The sequence below is a fragment of the Actinoplanes sp. SE50/110 genome (assembly GCF_900119315.1).
In the GTDB taxonomy this organism is placed as follows: Bacteria; Actinomycetota; Actinomycetes; order Mycobacteriales; family Micromonosporaceae; genus Actinoplanes.
Genome location: NZ_LT827010.1, coordinates 2,792,280 through 2,810,651 on the forward strand (window position 1 = coordinate 2,792,280; position 18,372 = coordinate 2,810,651).

Genomic DNA, 18,372 nt, shown 5'->3' on the forward strand with positions numbered 1-18,372 from the left:
TCCGATGCGGCGGTCAGCCCTTGACGCTGCCGGCGAGCAGGCCGCGCACGAAGAACCGCTGGAGCAGCAGGAACACCGTGACCGGCACGATGATCGAGACGAACGTGCCGGACGCCAGCAGGTGCCAGGCCGTGCCCCGGGTGCCGGTGATGTTGGCCAGCTGCAGGGTGATCGGGGCGACCGTGTCGCCGCCGCCGGCGAAGACCAGGGCGACCAGCAGGTCGTTCCAGACCCAGAGGAACTGGAAGATGCCGAAAGCGGCCAGGGCCGGGGTGAGCAGCGGCAACATCACCTTGAAGAAGATCGACACGTGGCCCGCGCCGTCCACCCGGGCCGCCTCGATGAGGGTCGCCGGGATCTCCTTGATGAAGTTGTGCAGCAGGTAGATCGCCAGCGGCAGGGCGAACGTGGTGTGCGCCAGCCACAGCGGCCAGAACGTGCCGGCGATCCCGACCTTGCCGAAGATGGTCAGCAGCGGGATCAGGGTGACCTGCAGCGGGACGATCTGAAGGGCGAAGACCGCCACGAACAGGATGTTCTTGCCGCGGAAGTTGATCCAGGCGAACGCGTACGCCGCGAGGGCCGCCAGCGACAGCGGGATCAGCACCGAGGGGATGCAGATCATCAGCGAGTTGATGAAATACGTGCCGAGCGAGATCCCGGAGTCGCTGTCGAAGACCGCGCGGTAGTTGTCCAGCGTGACCTGCGGGTCACTGAAGAACGTCCACCAGCCGGTCCGCTTGATCGCCAGCTCGGGCCGGAACGACGAGACCAGCAGCCCGAAGGTCGGAATCGTCCAGAGCACCGCGATCACGATCGCGGCCAGGGAGGCCCACGGCGAGCTGAGCTTCTTCTTGGCGACAGCGGCGGCGCTCAGCTGTACCGGAGTGATGTCCGGTGTGGTCGTCAGCGGGGTGACCGTCATCATGCCTCCTGACGGACTTGGCGAATGTTGTAGATGATGATCGGGGTGACCAGGAGGAACAGCACCACGGCGAGCGCGGCGGCGAGCCCCTGGTTGCTGGCCCGGACCAGCTGGCTGTAGAACTCGTTCGCGATGACGCTGGTCTTGAAGTTGCCGCCGGTCATCGTGCGGACCACGTCGAAGACCTTGAGCGCGCCGATGGCCAGCGTGGTCAGCACCACCACGATGGTGGTCCGGACACTCGGCAGCGTGATCTTGACGAACATGCTCCACGGGGTGACGCCGTCGAGACGGGCGGCCTCGATGATCTCGTCCGGGATGGCCTTGATCGCCGCGGACAGGATCGTCATGGCGAAGCCGGCCTGGATCCAGATGAACACCACGATCAGCAGCAGGGTGTTCATCCCGAGCGGACCCGGCAGGTTGTCGGAGATCAGCAGCTGCAGCGGGTGGCCGCCGAGCCAGACGATGAGCTGGTTGATCAGGCCGATCTGCTTCACGTTCGGCTGGTCGACCCGGTACTCGTACATGAACTTCCAGATGACGCCGGCCGCGACCATCGAGATCGCCATGGGCAGGAAGATCAGAGCCTTGGCGAACGACTCGAACCGCGACTTGTCCACCAGGATGGCGTAGATCAGACCGATGGCGGTGGCCACCAGCGGGACCAGCACCGTCCAGAGGATCGTGTTGAACAGCACCTGGAGCAGGTCGTCGTCGGTGAAGATCGTCTTGTAGTTGTCGAGGCCGATGTACGAGCCGCCGCTGGCATCGAAGAACGACTCGTAGACGGTGCGCAGGCCGGGGTAGACCAGGCCGACGGCCAGCAGCAGCACGACCGGCAGCAGGTAGAGGTAGCCGACCCAGTTGTCGGAGCGCTTGCCCCGAACCCGGCTCGCCAGGAACAGAATGACGCCCAGCACTGCGGCGAACAGCAGCAGCGCGGAGAGCATCTGAAGAAGCTTTTCAGGGGTGTCGTTTGCGGTGTGAAACACGCGACCCGGACCTCCTTCGTGATTCCGAGGGGAAAGAGGGCGATGGCCGGCCGGGATGCTGGGAGCATCCCGGCCGGCCTCGGAGTAGAACTCAGATCACTTCTTGGGCCATGCGGCTTCGATGTTGTTGACCGTGGTCTGCGTGTCCTGGCCGATGATCCAGGCCGTGGCCTGCTTCCAGAACGCGTTCGAGCCGACCGCGGCGGGCATCATGTCGGAACCGTCGAACCGGAACTGCGCCTTCGGGTCCTGCAGGATCTTCGCGGAGAGCTGGTCGATCGGGTTGGTCAGGCTCTCGATCTTCAGACCGTTGTTGGCGCTCACCCAGCCGCTCGACACCTTGGCCTTGAGGTTGGCCCAGGTGTCGGTGGACAGGAAGTACTGGAACGCCTTGACCTCGGGCCGGTTGTTGAAGGCGACCACGAACTCACCGCCACCCAGGACCGGCTTGGTGGCCGCGTCCTTGCCGGGCAGGTAGAAGGCGTAGATGTCGCCGTTCTCCGAGATGTCGGTGCCCTTGGCGAAGTTGGCCGCGTAGAACGAGGCCTGGCGGTGCAGCGAGCAGGTGCCCTCGAGGATCTGCAGACCCGCGTCCTGGAACGTGGTGGACGCGATGCTCTTGACGTCGCCGAGACCGCCGTTGACGTACTTGTCGTTCTTCAGGTAGGCGCCGACCGCGTCCCACGCCGCGATGTCCTCGGGGCTGTTGAACGGGATCTCGTGCTTGACCCACTTGTCGTAGGTGTCCACGCCGTTGATCCGCAGCATGAAGTCCTCGACCCAGTCGGTCAGCGGCCAGCCGGTGGCGTCACCGGAGCCGATGCCCGCGCACCACGGCTTGCTGCCGGTCGCGGCGATCTTGTCGCTCAGCGCCTTCAGCTCGTCCAGCGTGGTGGGGACCGTGTAGCCCTTCTCCTTGAACTGCTTGGGGGAGTACCACACGAGGGACTTCACGTTGGCGCCCAGCGGCGCGGCGTAGAACTTGCCGTCGACCGTGCCGTACGCCTTCCAGTCCTTGGTCCAGAACTTGTCGACGTTCGCCGACACCTCGGCCGGGGCCTCGACGGCCTTGCCGGTGGCGACGAGCTGCTGCAGCAGACCCGGCTGCGGCACGTACGCGATGTCCGGCGGGGTGCCGGCCTTGGCCCGGACCAGGATCTGGGTCTCGAAGGACTTGTCGCCCTCGTACTTGACCGTGGCGCCGGTGCACTTCTCGAAAGGCTCGTACGACTTCTTGTGCGGGGTGTCCTCCGGCGTGACGATGCCCGTGTAGACCGACACCGTCTTGCCCTTGATGTCGCCGAACTGGCTGAACACCGAACAGTCGATGCCCGCCGAGGCCGCATCGTTCGAACCGGTCGAGTCGCTCTTCTTGTCGTTGCCGCACGCGGCCAGGCTGAAGATCAGCCCGGCGCTGAGGGCACCGGCGAGCGCGACTCGGGATCGCGAACTCCCACTGTGACCGAACATACCGCTCCCTATGTCTTGAGCGCCTCCGGCGTCTGGCGACGCCGCCGTCCGAAGCGCTTCTTGACCAACAGTCAAGAGGTAACCGCCACGTTGCGCAATGATTTCCGCGTGATCGAGTCGGTAACGATATAGCTGCGACGGCCCGGCACCTTAACCGGTTAAGAAGATAGTGGGAAGACGCCAGTTCTGGCGGGGGTTATACCCTTATATGTAGGGGTTTATCGGTCATCATACGAGCGGTGAGTCGGTTTTGTTGCGCTTCCCGGGAGAAGGCCGGACGGATCGAACAAAAGGAACCGCCGAGGCGAAGATCGCCTCGGCGGTTCGGGGAAACGGGGGGCCGCGGTCAGCCGGCCACCGCAACGTACTTGAAGCCCAGCCGGCGCATCCGCTCGGCGTCCAGCGCGTGCCGCCCGTCCAGCACCAGCGGGTTGCGCATCAGGCCGACGAACTTGCCCCAGTCCAGCTCCAGGTACTGCGCCCACTCGGTGACCAGCACGACCGCGTCGCAGTCGTCGAAGACGCCGTCCAGGGTCTCGCTCAGGTACGGCGCGAGCTCGGGCTGCTCGCGGCGGAACCGCTCGCCGGCGATCGGGTCGTGCAGCCGCACCCGGGCGCCCCGGGCCAGCAGCAGGTTGGCGATGTCCAGCGCGGGGGAGTCGCGCAGGTCGTCGGTGTTCGGCTTGAACGCGCAGCCGAGCAGGCCGATCTTGCGGCCCTTGAGGATGCGCAGCTCGTTCTGCAGGCGCTCGACGGCGATCGCGCGCTGCCGCTGGTTGACGTCGCGGGCCGCGGTGACGATCGGCATCTCGAGGTTGTACTCGCTGGCGGTGGCGACCAGGGCCTTGGTGTCCTTGCCGAAGCAGGAGCCGCCCCAGCCGACGCCGGGCTGCAGGAACCGGGAGCCGATCCGCTGGTCCAGGCCCATGCCGCGGGCGACCTCGGTGATGTCGGCGCCGACCTTCGCGGCGAGCTGGCCGATCTCGTTCACGTAGCTGATCTTGAGGGCCAGGAACGCGTTCGCCGCGTACTTGATCAGCTCGGCCGAGGCCAGATCGGTGGAGACCAGCGGGACCGCGCTGGCATCCTCCGGCCGGGGCTGGAAGGCCGGCGCGGTGAAGGTCTGGTTGATGATCGGCCGGTACAGCCGGTTGAGCACTTCCAGGCTGCGCGGGTTGTCCGAGCCGATCACGATCCGGTCCGGGAACAGGGTGTCGGCGATCGCGTTGCCCTCGCGCAGGAACTCCGGGTTCGAGGCGACCGCGAACTCGACGCCGGCCGGGCGGTCGTCACGCTGCGCGAACGACTCGCGCAGGATCGCGTCCACCCAGTTGCCGCTGCCGATCGGCACGGTCGACTTGTTCACCACGACGGTGAAGTCGTGGTTCAGCGAGCGGGCCACGCTCTCCGCGGCGGAGCGGAGGTACCGCAGGTCGGGGCTGCCGTCCGCGGCCGACGGGGTCTGTACCGCCACGAACACCACGTCGGCGCCGGGCACGCCCTCGTCGTAGCTGGTGGTGAAGCTGAGGTTGGGTGCCGCCTCGGCGAGCAGCTCCTCCATCCCGGGCTCGTAGATCGGGCACTTGCCGGCACGCAGCATGTCGACCTTGTTCTGGTCGAGATCCACGCACGTCACCTCGTGCCCCAGGAAGGCGAGGCTGACGCCGGTGGTCAGACCGACATAGCCGGTACCCACAACGCAAACCTTCATGCAATCTCCTCCACCGCTACGCCGGGCCGTCGTCACGCCGTGTACCGGTTCCTCTGCCCGCCGGCTGTTCGCCGGGCCGCCCGACAGGCGCCGGCCCGCGTGTCCCGCCGAATGATACACATCCGCCCCTCCCGCAACTTGTCGCTGCTCACCGCACTTCACTCGGGCACACCGGCGCTGACCAGGCCATCTACCCCGGTGCCCCGGGATCGAATCTGGTCGCGCGCCGGATCCGCCGCCGGATGTCGCGCTGTGTAGTCGAGCGGCGACGTCGGACGCATGTTTCCGACTCTTGACACGGCGATGACGGAGGCCGACGCTTTGGGAGCGCTCCCAGGTTTATGTACGTCAATGGAAGGGCTCCCCCATGAGATGGTCCCCCGGCGGCGCGCTGGTCGCCGCCCTGGTGGTCGCCGCCACCTCGGTGGTCGTCGTCGCCCAGCCGCCCTCCGCCACGGCTGCCGCGGCCGACCCCTACACCTGGAAGAACGTCCGGATCGACGGCGGTGGTTTCATCCCCGGCATCGTCTTCAACCCCGGCGAGAAGAACCTGATCTACGCCCGCACCGACATCGGCGGCGCCTACCGCTGGAACCAGACCGGCCAGAGCTGGACCCCTCTGCTGGACGGGGTCGGCCAGACCGACTGGGGCCACAACGGCGTGCTGAGCATCGCCGCCGATCCGGTCGACACCGGCCGGGTCTACGCCGCGGTCGGCATGTACACCAACAGCTGGGACCCGAACAACGGCGCGATCCTGCGCTCCACCGACCGGGGCGCCACCTGGCAGCAGACCGATCTGCCGTTCAAGGTCGGCGGCAACATGCCCGGTCGCGGCATGGGGGAGCGGCTGGCCGTCGACCCGCACGACAACCGGAACGTGTACTTCGCCGCCGAGGGGGGCAACGGGCTGTGGCGCAGCACCGACCACGGCGTGACCTGGGCCAGGGTGACCGCCTTCCCGAACGCCGGCAACTACGTGCAGGACCCCGCCGACACCAGCGGCTACCTCGCCCAGAACCAGGGGCTGACCTGGGTGACCTTCGGGGCCGCCGGGCAGGTCTTCGTGGGGGTCGCGGACCGGGCCAACCCGGTCTACATGTCCGCGGACAGCGGCGTCACCTGGTCGCGGATCGCCGGGCAGCCCACCGGATACCTCGCGCACAAGGGCGTGGTTCAGGGCGACTACCTGTACATCGCGACCAGCGATACCGGCGGGCCGTACGACGGTGGCGCCGGCGCGGTCTGGAAATACCGGATCAGCACCGCCACCTGGACCGACATCTCGCCGACCGCGGTCGCCGACCGGTACTACGGCTACTCCGGGCTGACCGTCGACACCCAGCACCCGGGCACCCTGATGGTCGCCACCCAGATCTCCTGGTGGCCGGACGCGATCTTCTTCCGCAGCACCGACAACGGCGCCACCTGGACCCGGGCCTGGGACTGGACCGGCTACCCCAGCCGCTCCCGGCGCTACGCCCTGGACATCTCGGCCGACCCGTGGCTGGACTTCAACAACGCCCCGGCCGCCCCGGAGGAGAGCCCGAAGCTCGGCTGGATGAACGAGTCGCTGCAGATCGACCCGTTCGACTCGAACCGGCTGCTCTACGGCACCGGCGCCACCCTGTACGGGACCACCGACCTGACCAAGTGGGACTCCGGCGGCACCATCACCATCAAGCCGGTCGCCAAGGGCATCGAGGAGACCGCGGTCCTCGACCTGGCCAGCCCGCCCAGCGGCGCCCCGCTGGTCAGCGCGCTCGGTGACGTGGGCGGTTTCTACCACGCCGACCTGGACACCGTGCCGGCGAGCTTCCACGACACCCCGAGCCTGGGCAGCAACACCAGCCTCGACTTCGCCGAGCTCAGCCCGTCGTTCTTCGTCCGGGTGGGCAACGCCGACGCGGCACCGCACATCGGCGTCTCCAACGACGGCGGCAAGACCTGGTACCAGGGGCAGGAGCCGGCCGGGGTGTCCGGCGGCGGCACCGTCGCAGTCGGCGCCGACGCGAACGCGGTGGTCTGGTCGCCGGCCGGCACCGGGGTCCACTACTCGACCACGCGCGGCAGCAGCTGGACGGCGTCCACCGGCGTCCCGGCCGGGGCGATCGTCGAGTCGGACCGGGTCAACCCCGAGACCTTCTACGCGTACGCCGGCGGCAGCTTCTACACCAGCGTCGACGGGGGCGCCAGCTTCACCGCGTCGACCGTGGCGCTGCCCAGCGCCGGGCGGCTGCACGTGAAGGCGGTGCCGGGCGTGGCCGGCGAGGTGTGGGTGGCCGGCAGCACCGGGCTGCTCCGCTCGACCGACTCCGGCAAGACCTTCACCCAGGTGTCGGCGGAGGTGACCGCGGGCGTGAACGTGGCCTTCGGCAAGGCCGCGCCGGGCGCGAGCCACCCGGCGGTCTTCCTGGTCGGCACGGTCGACGGGGTGGACGGGGTGTACCGCTCCGACGACACCGGGGCCTCCTGGGTGCGGATCAACGACGACGGGCACCGGTACGGCAACGCCGGCGACGCCCTGGCCGGCGACCCCCGCATCTACGGCCGGGTCTACCTCGGCACCAACGGCCGGGGCATCCTCTACGCCGACCGGACCGGTGCAACGCCCTCCGCACCCGCGTCGCCGAGCCCGAGCGCATCCCCGTCGACCAGTCCCCGTCGGCCCACGGCCGGGTGCTCCGCCTCGTACAAAACAATCGGCTCTTGGTCCGGCGGTTTTCAAGGCGAAGTCACGGTGGCCAACACCGGCGCGTCCGCCACCACCGGCTGGACCGTCAAGTGGGCCTATACGGCTGGACAGGCCGTCACGCAGAGCTGGGGCGGCACCGCCGCGCAGTCCGGCTCCGCGGTCACCGTCACCAACGCGTCCTACAACGGCGCCCTCGCGTCCGGGGCTTCCACGACCTTCGGATTCCTCGGCAGCACCACCGGCACCACCGACCCCGTCCCGTCTCCCGTTTCCTGCTCCCGCGTCCCCTAGGAGGACTTCCCGTGAGACAGTCCGCACACCGCCTGCGACGCAGGCTCGCCGTCCTCGGCGTCGCCGTTCTCGGCGCCGGCGCGGCCTTCGCGGCCGGCGGCCCACCCGCCTACGCCGCGGCCGGCTGCGCCGTCGTCTACAAGGTGCCCAGCCAGTGGCCCGGCGGGTTCACCGGCGACATCGCCATCACCAACTCCGGCGACCCGCTCACCTCCTGGAAGTTGGAGTACGACTTCCCGGACGCCGCCCAGAAGGTCACCCAGGGCTGGAACGGCACATACGCGCAGAGTGGCAGACACGTCACGATCACCAGCGCGTCCTGGAACGGCACGCTGGGCACCGGCGCCACCACCGGCACCGGGTTCAACGGCACGTTCGGCTCGACCAACCCGGTGCCGACCTCGTTCACCCTCAACGGGCAGCCCTGCAACGGCTCGGCCGCCGCGCCGACGGTGGCGATCAGCAGCCCCGCCGCGAACACCCGGTACACCGGGCCGGCGGCCATCCCGATCGCGGCCACCGCGACCGCGGCCGGCGGGCAGACCATCGCCAAGGTCGAGTTCTACCACGACGGGCTGCTGCTGGGCAGCGACGACACGGCGCCGTACACGTACACCTGGAGCGGTGTCCCGGCCCAGGCCGCTGCCTACCACCTGCAGGCGGTGGCGTACGACGGGGCCGGCACCAGGAGCAGCACCGCCGACGTACCGGTCTTCGTCGACGCGTCGACCACCCCGTCGATCGTCGCCGACGCCACCTCGGCCACCCTGGAGCCGGGCCGGAGCGGGACGTTCAACCTGGCGCTGAGCGCGGCGCCGACCGCCGACGTGACGGTCACGGTGGCCCGGTCGGCCGGCACCACCGCGGTCACCGCCACCCCGGCCACGCTCACCTTCACCCCGCAGAACTGGCGGACCGGCCAGCCGGTGACGGTCGCGGCCAGCACCTCGGCGACCGCCGGGTCGACCGCCACCATCTCGGCCACCGCCACCGGGTACACGGCGGCGACCGTGGCGGTCAGCGTGGTCGCGGCCGGGTCGACCGACGTCCGGTTCACCCAGATGTACAACGACATCAAGAACCCGTCGAACGGCTACTTCAGCCCGGAGGGCGTGCCGTACCACTCGATCGAGACGCTGATCGACGAGGCGCCCGACCAGGGGCACGAGACGACCAGCGAGGCGTTCAGCTACTGGCTGTGGCTGGAGGCCGAGCACGGCCAGGTGACCGGGGACTGGGCGCCGTTCAACAGTGCCTGGTCGACGATGGAGAAGTACATCATCCCGTCGCACGCCGACCAGCCGACCAACGCCAACTACAACGCGTCCAAGCCGGCCACCTACGCGGCCGAGCACCCGCTGCCGTCGCAGTACCCGTCACAGTTGGACAGCAGCGTCTCGGTGGGTTCCGACCCGCTGGCCGCCGAGCTGAAGAGCACGTACAACACCGACGACATCTACGGCACGCACTGGCTGATGGACGTGGACAACGTCTACGGCTTCGGGCACTGCGGGGACGGCACCACCCGGGTCGCGTACATCAACACCTTCCAGCGCGGCCCGCAGGAGTCGACGTTCGAGACGGTGCCGCAGCCGTCGTGTGACACGTTCAAGTTCGGCGGTCCGAACGGCTACCTGGACCTGTTCACCAAGGACACGTCGTACGCCAGGCAGTGGAAGTACACCAACGCGCCGGACGCCGACGCACGGTCGATCCAGGTCGCCTACTGGGCCAACCGGTGGGCCACCGCGCAGGGCAAGCAGTCGCAGATCTCCGGCACCGTGGCCAACGCCGCCAAGATGGGCGACTACCTGCGGTACGCGTTCTACGACAAGTACTTCAAGCAGCCCGGCTGCACGTCCACCGCGTGCCCGGCCGGCACCGGCAAGAACAGCTCCAGCAACCTGCTGTCCTGGTACTACGCCTGGGGCGGCGCGTACGACACCAGCGCTGGGTGGGCCTGGCGGATCGGATCGAGCACCAGTCACTTCGGCTATCAGAACCCGATGGCGGCGTACGCGTTGTCCAGCGTCGCCGCACTCAACCCGAAGTCGCCCACCGGCAAGGCCGACTGGCAGGCCAGCCTGAGCCGGCAGCTGGAGTTCTACCGGTGGCTGCAGTCCAGCGAGGGCGCCATCGCCGGTGGTGCCACGAACAGCTGGGACGGCAGCTACTCGGCGCCGCCGGCCGGCACGCCGACCTTCTACGGGATGTCGTACGTGGAGGCGCCGGTGTACGGCGACCCGCCGTCCAACCAGTGGTTCGGGATGCAGACCTGGTCGCTGGAGCGGCTCGCCGAGTACTACTACACGACCGGTGACGCCACGGCCAAGACCATCCTCGACAAGTGGGTGACCTGGGCCCTCGCCAATTCCGACATCACCGCGGGCAGCTTCGCCATCCCGTCCGACCTGGGCTGGTCGGGCGCTCCGGCGACGTGGAACGCGGCCAGCCCGGCCGCCAACACGAACCTGCACGTCACGGTGAAGAGCAGGGGCACCGACCTGGGGGTGGCCGGCTCGTTCGCCAAGCTGCTCGCCTACTACGCCGCCAAGTCCGGCAACACGGCGGCCAAGACCGCGGCGAAGAACCTGCTCGACGCGATCTGGACGCACAAGGACACCAAGGGTGTCTCGGTCACCGAGACGCGTGAGGACTACAAGCGGATGGACGACACCTACGACGCCACCACGGGCCAGGGCATCTACATCCCGAACGGCTGGACCGGCAGGATGCCCAACGGCGACGTGATCAAGCCGGGGGTGTCGTTCCTCGACATCCGCTCCTTCTACAAGAAGGACCCGGACTTCCCGAAGGTCCAGGCGTACCTGAACGGCGGTGCCGCACCCACCTTCAACTACCACCGGTTCTGGGCCCAGGTCGACGTCGCCACCGGCTACGCCGACTACGCCCGACTCTTCCCGGAGGGGTGACACGCATGAAACTCGCCCGTCTGGTCGCGGCAGCCGTCCTGGCTGCCGCGGCCGGGGCCCTCTTCGTCCCGGCCACGGCCGAGGCGCACGGGGCCATCCAAGTGCCCGGCAGCCGCACCTGGTTCTGCTACCAGGACGGCCGCAACCCGACCACCGGCGCGATCGAGCCGAAGAACCCGGCCTGTGCCGCGGCGGTCGCCAAGAGCGGGGTGACGTCGCTGTACAACTGGTTCGCCGTGCTCCGCTCGGACGGGGCCGGGCGGGTCTCCGGGTTCATCCCGGACGGCCAGCTGTGCAGCGGCGGGACCGGTGGACCGTACGACTTCACCGGTTACAACCTGGCCCGCGACGACTGGCCGACGACCCACCTGACGGCCGGCGCCACCATGGAGTTCCACTACAACGACTGGGCCAAGCACCCCGGCACCTTCTCGCTCTACATCACCAAGGACGGGTACGACCCGACCAGGCCGCTCGCCTGGAGCGACCTGGAGCCGACCCCGTTCGACACGGTGACCAACCCGCCGGCCGACGGCGGGCCGGGCACCGACGCCGGACACTACTACTGGACCGGGAAGCTGCCGTCCGGCAAGAGCGGCAAGCACCTGATCTACTCGGTCTGGTCCCGCTCGGACAGCACGGAGACCTTCTACGGCTGCTCCGACGTGGTGTTCGACGGCGGCAACGGGCAGGTGACCGGAATCGGCACCCCGCCGAGCTCACCGCCGCCGTCCTCACCCAGCGCGTCGCCGTCCACCCCGGGCGGCGGCACCGGCAGCGGGTGCTCGGCGATGTACAACGTCACCTCGTCCTGGACCGGTGGGTTCCAGGCGCAGGTGATGGTGCACGCCGGCACCACCGCGGTGAACGGCTGGCACGTCTCCTGGACCTGGCCCGGCGGTCAGACGCTGGCCTCGCTCTGGAGCGGTAGGGCGACCAGCACCGGATCGTTGGTGTCGGTGACCAACGAGACGTGGAACGGCACGATCGCGGCCGGCGACCACACCACGTTCGGGTTCCTCGGCTCGGGCAGCGCGCCGGCCACCGTACCGAACCTGACCTGCACTTCCGGCTCTTGACGCCACCCGCACGATTTCCTACCTTCTGACTATCCTGCCACCAGGTTCCACCCGCGGATCAGGGCGCGCCGTCTCTCGGCGCGCCCTGATCTTCGGTGGCGCCGGCGTCACCGTGCTGATCGCCGTGCCCGGCAACGCCGGGCCGAAGTACGCCGCCCGCGTCGCCGCGCCCTGGACCGGGACCTGGAGCACCGGGCCGACCGAGGCGACACCGGACACCGCACCGCTGCCCGCGGACTGCACCGTGCGCCAGGTCGTGCACCTGAGCCTGGGCGGCGCCGCGCCGCGGGTGCACCTGACCAACCGGTACGGCCCGGAACGGATCCGGTTCGGCGAGGTCTGGATCGGGGTGCGTGCCGGCGACCCGGACAGCACCGCGATGTGGCCGGGCACGATCCGCCCGGTCACCTTCGACGGCCGCACCGAGGGCCGGCTGCCGGCCTGGGGTGACCTGGTCAGCGACCCGGTGCCGGACCTGCCGCTGGCGCCCGGCGCCGACCTGGTGATCAGCTTTCACCTGCCCGAACGGACCCGGACCGGCACCCTCAGCCCGCACTCCTTCCAGCACGGCCGGGTGTTGACGGGCAACGTCGCCGCCGCGCCGGCCCCGCCCGCCGGCGCTGTGATCACCCGCTACGTGCTGCTCGGCGGGGTCAGCGTGCGTACCGCCGGACCGAGCTCCGCGGTGGTCGCCTTCGGCGACTCGATCACCTGCGGGACGCAGACGACGCTGGACGCCGACCGGCGGTGGCCCGACCTGCTGGCCGCCCGGGTCCGGGCCGCCGGACTGCCGCTCGGCGTGCTCAACGCCGGGATCGGCGGCAACCGCCTGCTCACCGGCGCCGAGGTACGCGGCGCGGCACCGGTCGGCGCCCTGGCCCAGGCCACGCCGCCCACCGTCCGCCGGCAGTACGGCCCGGCCGGGCTGCGCCGGTTCGACCCGGACGTGCTGGACCAGCCCGGGGTGTCGCACGTGATCACGCTGATCGGGGTGAACGACATCGGCTCCGGCGGGGCGACCGCGGAGGCGCTGATCGCCGGGCACCGGGCGCTCCTGCGGCGGTCCCGGGCGGCCGGGCTCTCGGTGGTCGGCGGCACGCTGCTGCCGTTCGGCGGCAGCATGTACGACGAGCCGGCACACCGCAGCGCCCGGCTGACGCTCAACCGGTGGATCCGGGAGGGCGGCGAGTTCGACGCGGTGGCCGATTTCGACGCGGCGGTCCGCGACGGCGCCGACCCGGAACGGCTGGCGGCCGCCTACGACTCCGGCGACCACCTGCACCCGAACGACGCCGGCATGCTGGCGCTGGCCGGCGCGGTGCCGCTGACCGCGCTCTCGCCCGTCACCCGCTGAACCGGCCGGGATCGCCGGCGCCCACCCGGAGCACCTCGGGCACCCCCTCGGACAGGTCGATCACCGTGGTCGGCTCGGTGCCGCACTCCCCGGAGTCGATCACCGCGTCCACCGCGTGGTCGAGCGCCTCCTTGATCTCCCAGCCCTGGGTCATCGGCTCCGGCTCGCCGGGCAGCAGCAGCGTGCTGGAGACGAGCGGCTCACCCAGCGCCGCCAGGATCGCCTGCGCGGTGGTGTGCCCGGTGATCCGTACCCCCACGGTCTTCTTCTTCGGGTGCAGCAGCCGCCGGGGCACCTCCTTGGTGGCCGGCAGGATGAACGTGTACGGCCCCGGGGTGCTCGCCTTGATCGCCCGGAACAGCGCATTGTTGATCTGCACGAACTGCCCGAGCTGCGCGAAGTCGTGACACATCAGGGTGAAGTGGTGCTTGTCGTCCAGGTGCCGGATCGCCCGGATCCGGTCCAGCCCGTCCTTGTTGCCCATCCGGCAGCCCAGCGCGAAACACGAGTCGGTCGGATAGGCGATCAGCCCGTCCGCACCGATCAGCTCGACGATCTGCTGGATGCTGCGCGCCTGCGGGTTGTCCGGGTGCACGTCGAAGTACTTCGCCACTCGGCTCAGCTTAGGCTTGTGGTCATGGAGGTCGCCCACCGCCCGGCCGTCCGGGTGCTCTGCTTCGACGCCGACGGCCGGATCCTGCTGATGCACTGGCAGGATCCCCTTTCCGGGGTACGCCTCTGGGAGCCCCCCGGTGGCGGCATCGACCCCGGCGAGACACCCCTGGAGACGGCCCGTCGCGAGCTCACCGAGGAGACCGGCCTCGACCCGGACCGGATCCTGCCGGAGCACGTCGACGTCGACCGCGACACGGTGTGGAAAGGCCGCCGCTTCGTCGGCGCGGAACAGTTCTTCGCCGCCTTCTATCCGGACGCCTCCCCGGCGGTCTCCCGCGCCGGCCTGCTCCCCTATGAGCAGGCCGACCTGCTGGGACACGCCTGGATCCACCCGGACGACCTCGGCTCGCTGCCCGACCGGCTGGAGCCGCCGGCCCTGGCCGCGATCGCCGCCCGGATGGTCAGCGGGCCCGCAGGGCCTGGATGACGGCGGCCATGTCCTCGGCGCCGTGCCCGGCCGAGGCGGTCTCCGCGTACAGCTCCAGGCAGGTGTCCAGCAGCGGGGACGGGATCCCGGCCGTCTCGGCGGCCTCGACGATCAGGTGGTTGTTGTAGAGGACGTCGCGGATCGAGGCCTGCACCGCGAAATCGCCGTCGAGCAGCTTGCGGCCCTTGAGCCGGGAGACCGGGCTGGCCATCGGGCCGGCGTCCAGCGCGGCGAGCAGGGTGGCCCGGTCCAGCCGGTGCCGCTCGGCGAAGTGGAACGCCTCGGCCAGGCCGGTCACCATGCTGATCAGGAACGTGTTCACCGACAGCTTCATCAGCAGACCGTTCGGCACCGGGCCGCAGCGGACCGTCTCCCGGACCATCGGGCCCAGCACCGGCGTCACCCGGTCCAGGTCGGCGCCGGCCCCGGCCAGCATCGCGACCAGCTCGGCGTTCTCGGCCGGCACCCGGGAGCCGGAGACCGGCGCCTCCACGTAGTGCCCGCCCGCGTCGGCCACCTGCTCGGCCAGTCCGCGCGACCAGGCCGGCGCGGTCGTGCCCATGTGCACCAGGGTGCGCCCGGCCAGCATGCCCGCGAAGCCCGGGCCGTCCCGGCCCAGCACCTCGTCGGCGACCCGGTCGTCGGCCAGCATCATCAGCACCACATCGGCCCGGGCGAACAGGTCGGTGACCCCGGAGGCCACCGCCGCCCCGGCCGCCCGCAGCTCGTCGCGCGCCGCGGCGGACCTGTTCCAGACCACCAGGTCGGTCCCGGCCCGGACCAGGTTGAGCGCCATCGGCCGGCCCATCACGCCGAGCCCGAGAAATCCCACGGTCACGCTGCTCACGCTAACCGCCCCGGCCCGCTCCGGAGGGGGCCAATCCCGGAAGCGTGGCGGCACGACCGGATGCGGGGAATGCTGGGGGCGTAACCGGACCTTGGCAAGAGGAGCTGTTGTGGAAACCGAACTGTTCATCGGCGGCACATGGGTGCCCGCGTCCTCGGGGAACCGGTTCGACGTGCTCGACCCGGCGACCGGGGACACCGTGGCGACGGTGGCCGACGGCGGCGAGGCGGACGCGATCGCGGCGGTCGACGCGGCCGCGGCGGCCGGCGCCGGCTGGGCGGCCACCCCGCCGCGCGCCCGCGGCGAGGTGCTCCGCAAGGCTTTCGAGCTGATGACCGAGCGGGCCGGTGAGCTGGCCAGGCTGATCAGCCTGGAGAACGGCAAGGCGCTGGTCGACGCGAAGGGCGAGGTGACGTACGCCGCCGAGTTCTTCCGCTGGTTCGCCGAGGAGGCGGTGCGGATCGACGGCAACCTGACCGGCGCCCCCGGCGGCACCAACCGGATCCTGGTCACCCGCCAGCCGGTCGGCGTGTGCGTGCTGGTCACCCCGTGGAACTTCCCGGCCGCGATGGCCACCCGCAAGATCGGCCCGGCGCTCGCGGCCGGCTGCACCGTGGTGCTCAAACCGGCCAGCGACACCCCGCTGACCGCGCTGGCGATGGCCGGCATCCTGGCCGAGGCCGGAGTGCCCGAGGGGGTCGTCAACGTGCTGCCCTCGCGCAGCTCCGGCAAGGTGGTCGCGGCGATGCTGCGCGACGCCCGGGTCCGCAAGCTGTCGTTCACCGGGTCCACCGAGGTCGGCCGGATCCTGCTCGCCCAGGCCGCCGAGAACGTCGTCAACACCTCGATGGAGCTGGGCGGCAACGCCCCGTTCGTGGTCTTCGCCGACGCCGACCTGGACGCCGCGGTCGACGGCGCGATGATCGCCAAGATGCGCAACGGCGGCGAGGCGTGCACCGCGGCGAACCGGTTCTTCGTCGAGTCCGGCGTCGCCGAGGAATTCGCCCGCAAGCTGTCCCAGCGCATGTCGGCGCTCGTGGTCGGCCCGGGCACCGAGGCGAACACCCAGGTCGGGCCGCTGGTCAACGAGGACACCGTGGCCAAGGTCGACGCCCTGGTGCGCGGTGCCCTGGACGCCGGCGCGTCCGCGGTGACCGGCGGCAGCCGCCCGGACGGGCCGGGCTTCTACTACCCGCCGACCGTGCTGACCGGCGTCGGCCCGGACGCGGCGATCCTCCGGGAGGAGATCTTCGGCCCGGTCGCCCCGATCGTCACGTTCACCGGGGAGGACGAGGCGGTCAAACTGGCCAACGACACCGAGTACGGCCTGGTGGCCTACGTCTACACCGGTGACCTGGCGCGCGGGCTGCGGGTCAGCGAGCGGATCGAGGCCGGCATGGTCGGCCTCAACCGGGGGCTGGTCAGCGACCCGGCCGCGCCGTTCGGCGGGGTGAAGCAGAGCGGCATCGGGCGCGAGGGCGGTCACGAGGGCCTGCTGGAATACCTGGAGTCGAAGTACATCGCCGTCAACTGGTAACCGGCGCCGGTCCCGCCGCGCCGCGGCGCCGATCCCGTAGCGGAACGGCTGACCGAAGGCGCCCGGCGGCCCGCGCCGGGCGCCTTCGAAGAAAGGGAGCCGTCAATACCGCGGGTGATGTCTTGCCGGTGACACCTGGCGAAGTGAATAATCTTGCACTCAGGCCTACACCCGATGGTGCCATCGTGGCCCACTGGCCGATACTGGTCCGGTTGCCCGGCACCCCCCATGCAGGTCGGGCTCCACCCCGGAGAGGATTCCTACTGCCATGCGCAAGGCACTGATCGCACTTGCCGCCGCCGGTCTGTTGACGTCGGTCACCCTTACGGCCTGTGACGGCGGCTCGAACGACGGTGACGCCAGCGGCAGCGACGCGGGTCTCCACTCGAATGCCACCTCGTCCGGCGAGGGCAGGGGCGGCGTCGGCATCGTGCTGCCCGACACCCAGAGCTCCACCCGCTGGAGCAACGACGACCCGAAATACCTCAAGGCCGCGTTCAAGTCGGCCAACGTGCCGTACGAGATCCAGAACGCCGAGGGCAACGCGGACGCGTTCAAGGGCATCGCCAAGGCGATGCTGGACAGCGGCATCAAGGTCCTGATGATCGCGAACCTGGACTCGGTCAGCGCCAAGTGGGTGATCGACCTGGCCCACTCCAAGAAGATCCCGGTCATCGACTACGACCGGCTGACCCTCAACGGCGGCGCCGACTACTACGTCAGCTTCGACAACGAGAAGGTCGGCCAGTTCCAGGCGACCGGCCTGATCCAGTGCCTGAAGGACAAGGGCGTCAGCAAGCCGGTCATCGCCGAGCTGAACGGCTCGCCCACCGACAACAACGCCACCCTGTTCAAGGCCGGGTACGACGCGGTCCTGCAGGAGAAGTACGACGGCGGCGACTTCGTGAAGGGGCCCGACCAGTTCGTCCCGCAGTGGGACAACAACGAGGGCAAGGCGATCTTCACGCAGATGTTGAAGCAGTGGCCGACGATCAACGGGGTGCTCGCCGCCAACGACGGCCTGGGCAACGCGGCGATCGAGGTGCTGAAGAAGAACGGCAAGACCGGCATCCCGGTCACCGGTCAGGACGCCACCGTGCAGGGCCTGCAGAACATCCTCGCCGGCGACCAGTGCATGACCGTGTACAAGGCCACCAAGCAGGAGGCCCAGAAGGCGGCCGACCTGGCGATCGCCCTGGTCAAGAGCGGCAAGGCGACCGCCCGGGACAAGGTGAAGGACCCGGAGACCGGCGCCTACGTGCCGTCCGAGCTGCTCACCCCGACGCTGGTGACCGCCCAGAACATGGTGGAGACGGTGATCAAGGACCAGTTCGTCACTTCCAAGGAACTCTGCACCGCGAAGTTCCTGCAGGCCTGCCAGCAGTACGGCCTGGCGGCCAAGCCGGGCGCGTCCAGCGGCACCGGCAGCTGAG

General features: G+C 69.9%; 13 protein-coding genes. 7 read left to right on the forward strand and 6 right to left on the reverse strand.

Features of this window, described 5'->3' with window-relative positions; genetic code table 11:
- Window positions 1-13: 13 nt before the first annotated feature.
- The 4 genes from ACSP50_RS12420 to ACSP50_RS12435 all read right to left on the reverse strand — a co-directional run bounded on the left by ACSP50_RS12420 (window position 14) and on the right by ACSP50_RS12435 (window position 5,101).
- Window positions 14-925, reverse strand: coding sequence for a carbohydrate ABC transporter permease (locus ACSP50_RS12420; protein ID WP_014689545.1), 912 nt, complete (start codon window positions 923-925; stop codon window positions 14-16).
- Window positions 925-1,878, reverse strand: a complete 954-nt coding sequence (locus ACSP50_RS12425; protein WP_052311564.1) for a carbohydrate ABC transporter permease — start codon at window positions 1,876-1,878, stop codon at window positions 925-927. Before ACSP50_RS12425 ends, ACSP50_RS12420 begins: the two co-directional genes overlap by 1 nt.
- A 138-nt stretch (window positions 1,879-2,016) precedes the next feature.
- Complete coding sequence (locus ACSP50_RS12430; RefSeq protein WP_014689547.1) at window positions 2,017-3,390, reverse strand: ABC transporter substrate-binding protein; 1,374 nt, start codon at window positions 3,388-3,390, stop codon at window positions 2,017-2,019.
- A gap of 346 nt (window positions 3,391-3,736) precedes the next feature.
- Entirely contained in the window at window positions 3,737-5,101 is a 1,365-nt protein-coding gene (locus ACSP50_RS12435; RefSeq protein WP_014689548.1) for a UDP-glucose/GDP-mannose dehydrogenase family protein, read from the reverse strand.
- Between the two features lie 367 nt (window positions 5,102-5,468).
- On the opposite strand from ACSP50_RS12435, the gene ACSP50_RS12440 reads away from it, so the two are divergent.
- From ACSP50_RS12440 to ACSP50_RS12455, 4 genes are all read left to right on the forward strand, one after another.
- Complete coding sequence (locus ACSP50_RS12440; protein WP_014689549.1) at window positions 5,469-8,087, forward strand: cellulose binding domain-containing protein; 2,619 nt, start codon at window positions 5,469-5,471, stop codon at window positions 8,085-8,087.
- Between the two features lie 11 nt (window positions 8,088-8,098).
- A complete protein-coding gene (locus tag ACSP50_RS12445; RefSeq protein ID WP_014689550.1) occupies window positions 8,099-11,020 on the forward strand; it encodes a glycoside hydrolase family 48 protein in 2,922 nt (973 codons plus the stop codon).
- Window positions 11,021-11,025: 5 nt separating this feature from the next.
- Complete coding sequence (locus ACSP50_RS12450) at window positions 11,026-12,099, forward strand: lytic polysaccharide monooxygenase (protein ID WP_014689551.1); 1,074 nt, start codon at window positions 11,026-11,028, stop codon at window positions 12,097-12,099.
- Between the two features lie 112 nt (window positions 12,100-12,211).
- Complete coding sequence (locus ACSP50_RS12455) at window positions 12,212-13,453, forward strand: SGNH/GDSL hydrolase family protein (RefSeq protein WP_014689552.1); 1,242 nt, start codon at window positions 12,212-12,214, stop codon at window positions 13,451-13,453.
- On the opposite strand, the gene ACSP50_RS12460 is transcribed toward ACSP50_RS12455, so the two are convergent.
- Window positions 13,443-14,066: an L-threonylcarbamoyladenylate synthase gene (locus tag ACSP50_RS12460; protein WP_014689553.1), complete on the reverse strand. Its 624-nt coding sequence runs from the start codon at window positions 14,064-14,066 to the stop codon at window positions 13,443-13,445. The genes ACSP50_RS12455 and ACSP50_RS12460 overlap by 11 nt on opposite strands.
- A gap of 24 nt (window positions 14,067-14,090) precedes the next feature.
- On the opposite strand from ACSP50_RS12460, the gene ACSP50_RS12465 reads away from it, so the two are divergent.
- On the forward strand, window positions 14,091-14,555 hold the full coding sequence (locus ACSP50_RS12465; protein WP_014689554.1) for an NUDIX hydrolase: 465 nt from the start codon (window positions 14,091-14,093) through the stop codon (window positions 14,553-14,555).
- On the opposite strand, the gene ACSP50_RS12470 is transcribed toward ACSP50_RS12465, so the two are convergent.
- A complete protein-coding gene (locus ACSP50_RS12470) occupies window positions 14,530-15,393 on the reverse strand; it encodes an NAD(P)-dependent oxidoreductase (protein WP_043514024.1) in 864 nt (287 codons plus the stop codon). The two genes, ACSP50_RS12465 and ACSP50_RS12470, sit on opposite strands and share 26 nt — an antisense overlap.
- Window positions 15,394-15,511: 118 nt before the next feature.
- Between ACSP50_RS12470 and ACSP50_RS12475 the strand changes: the two genes are divergently transcribed.
- Window positions 15,512-16,939, forward strand: a complete 1,428-nt coding sequence (locus tag ACSP50_RS12475) for an NAD-dependent succinate-semialdehyde dehydrogenase (protein WP_080127796.1) — start codon at window positions 15,512-15,514, stop codon at window positions 16,937-16,939.
- 268 nt (window positions 16,940-17,207) lie between these two features.
- Entirely contained in the window at window positions 17,208-18,371 is a 1,164-nt protein-coding gene (locus ACSP50_RS12480) for a sugar ABC transporter substrate-binding protein (RefSeq protein ID WP_014690050.1), read from the forward strand.
- The last annotated feature ends 1 nt before the right edge of the window (window position 18,372 follow it).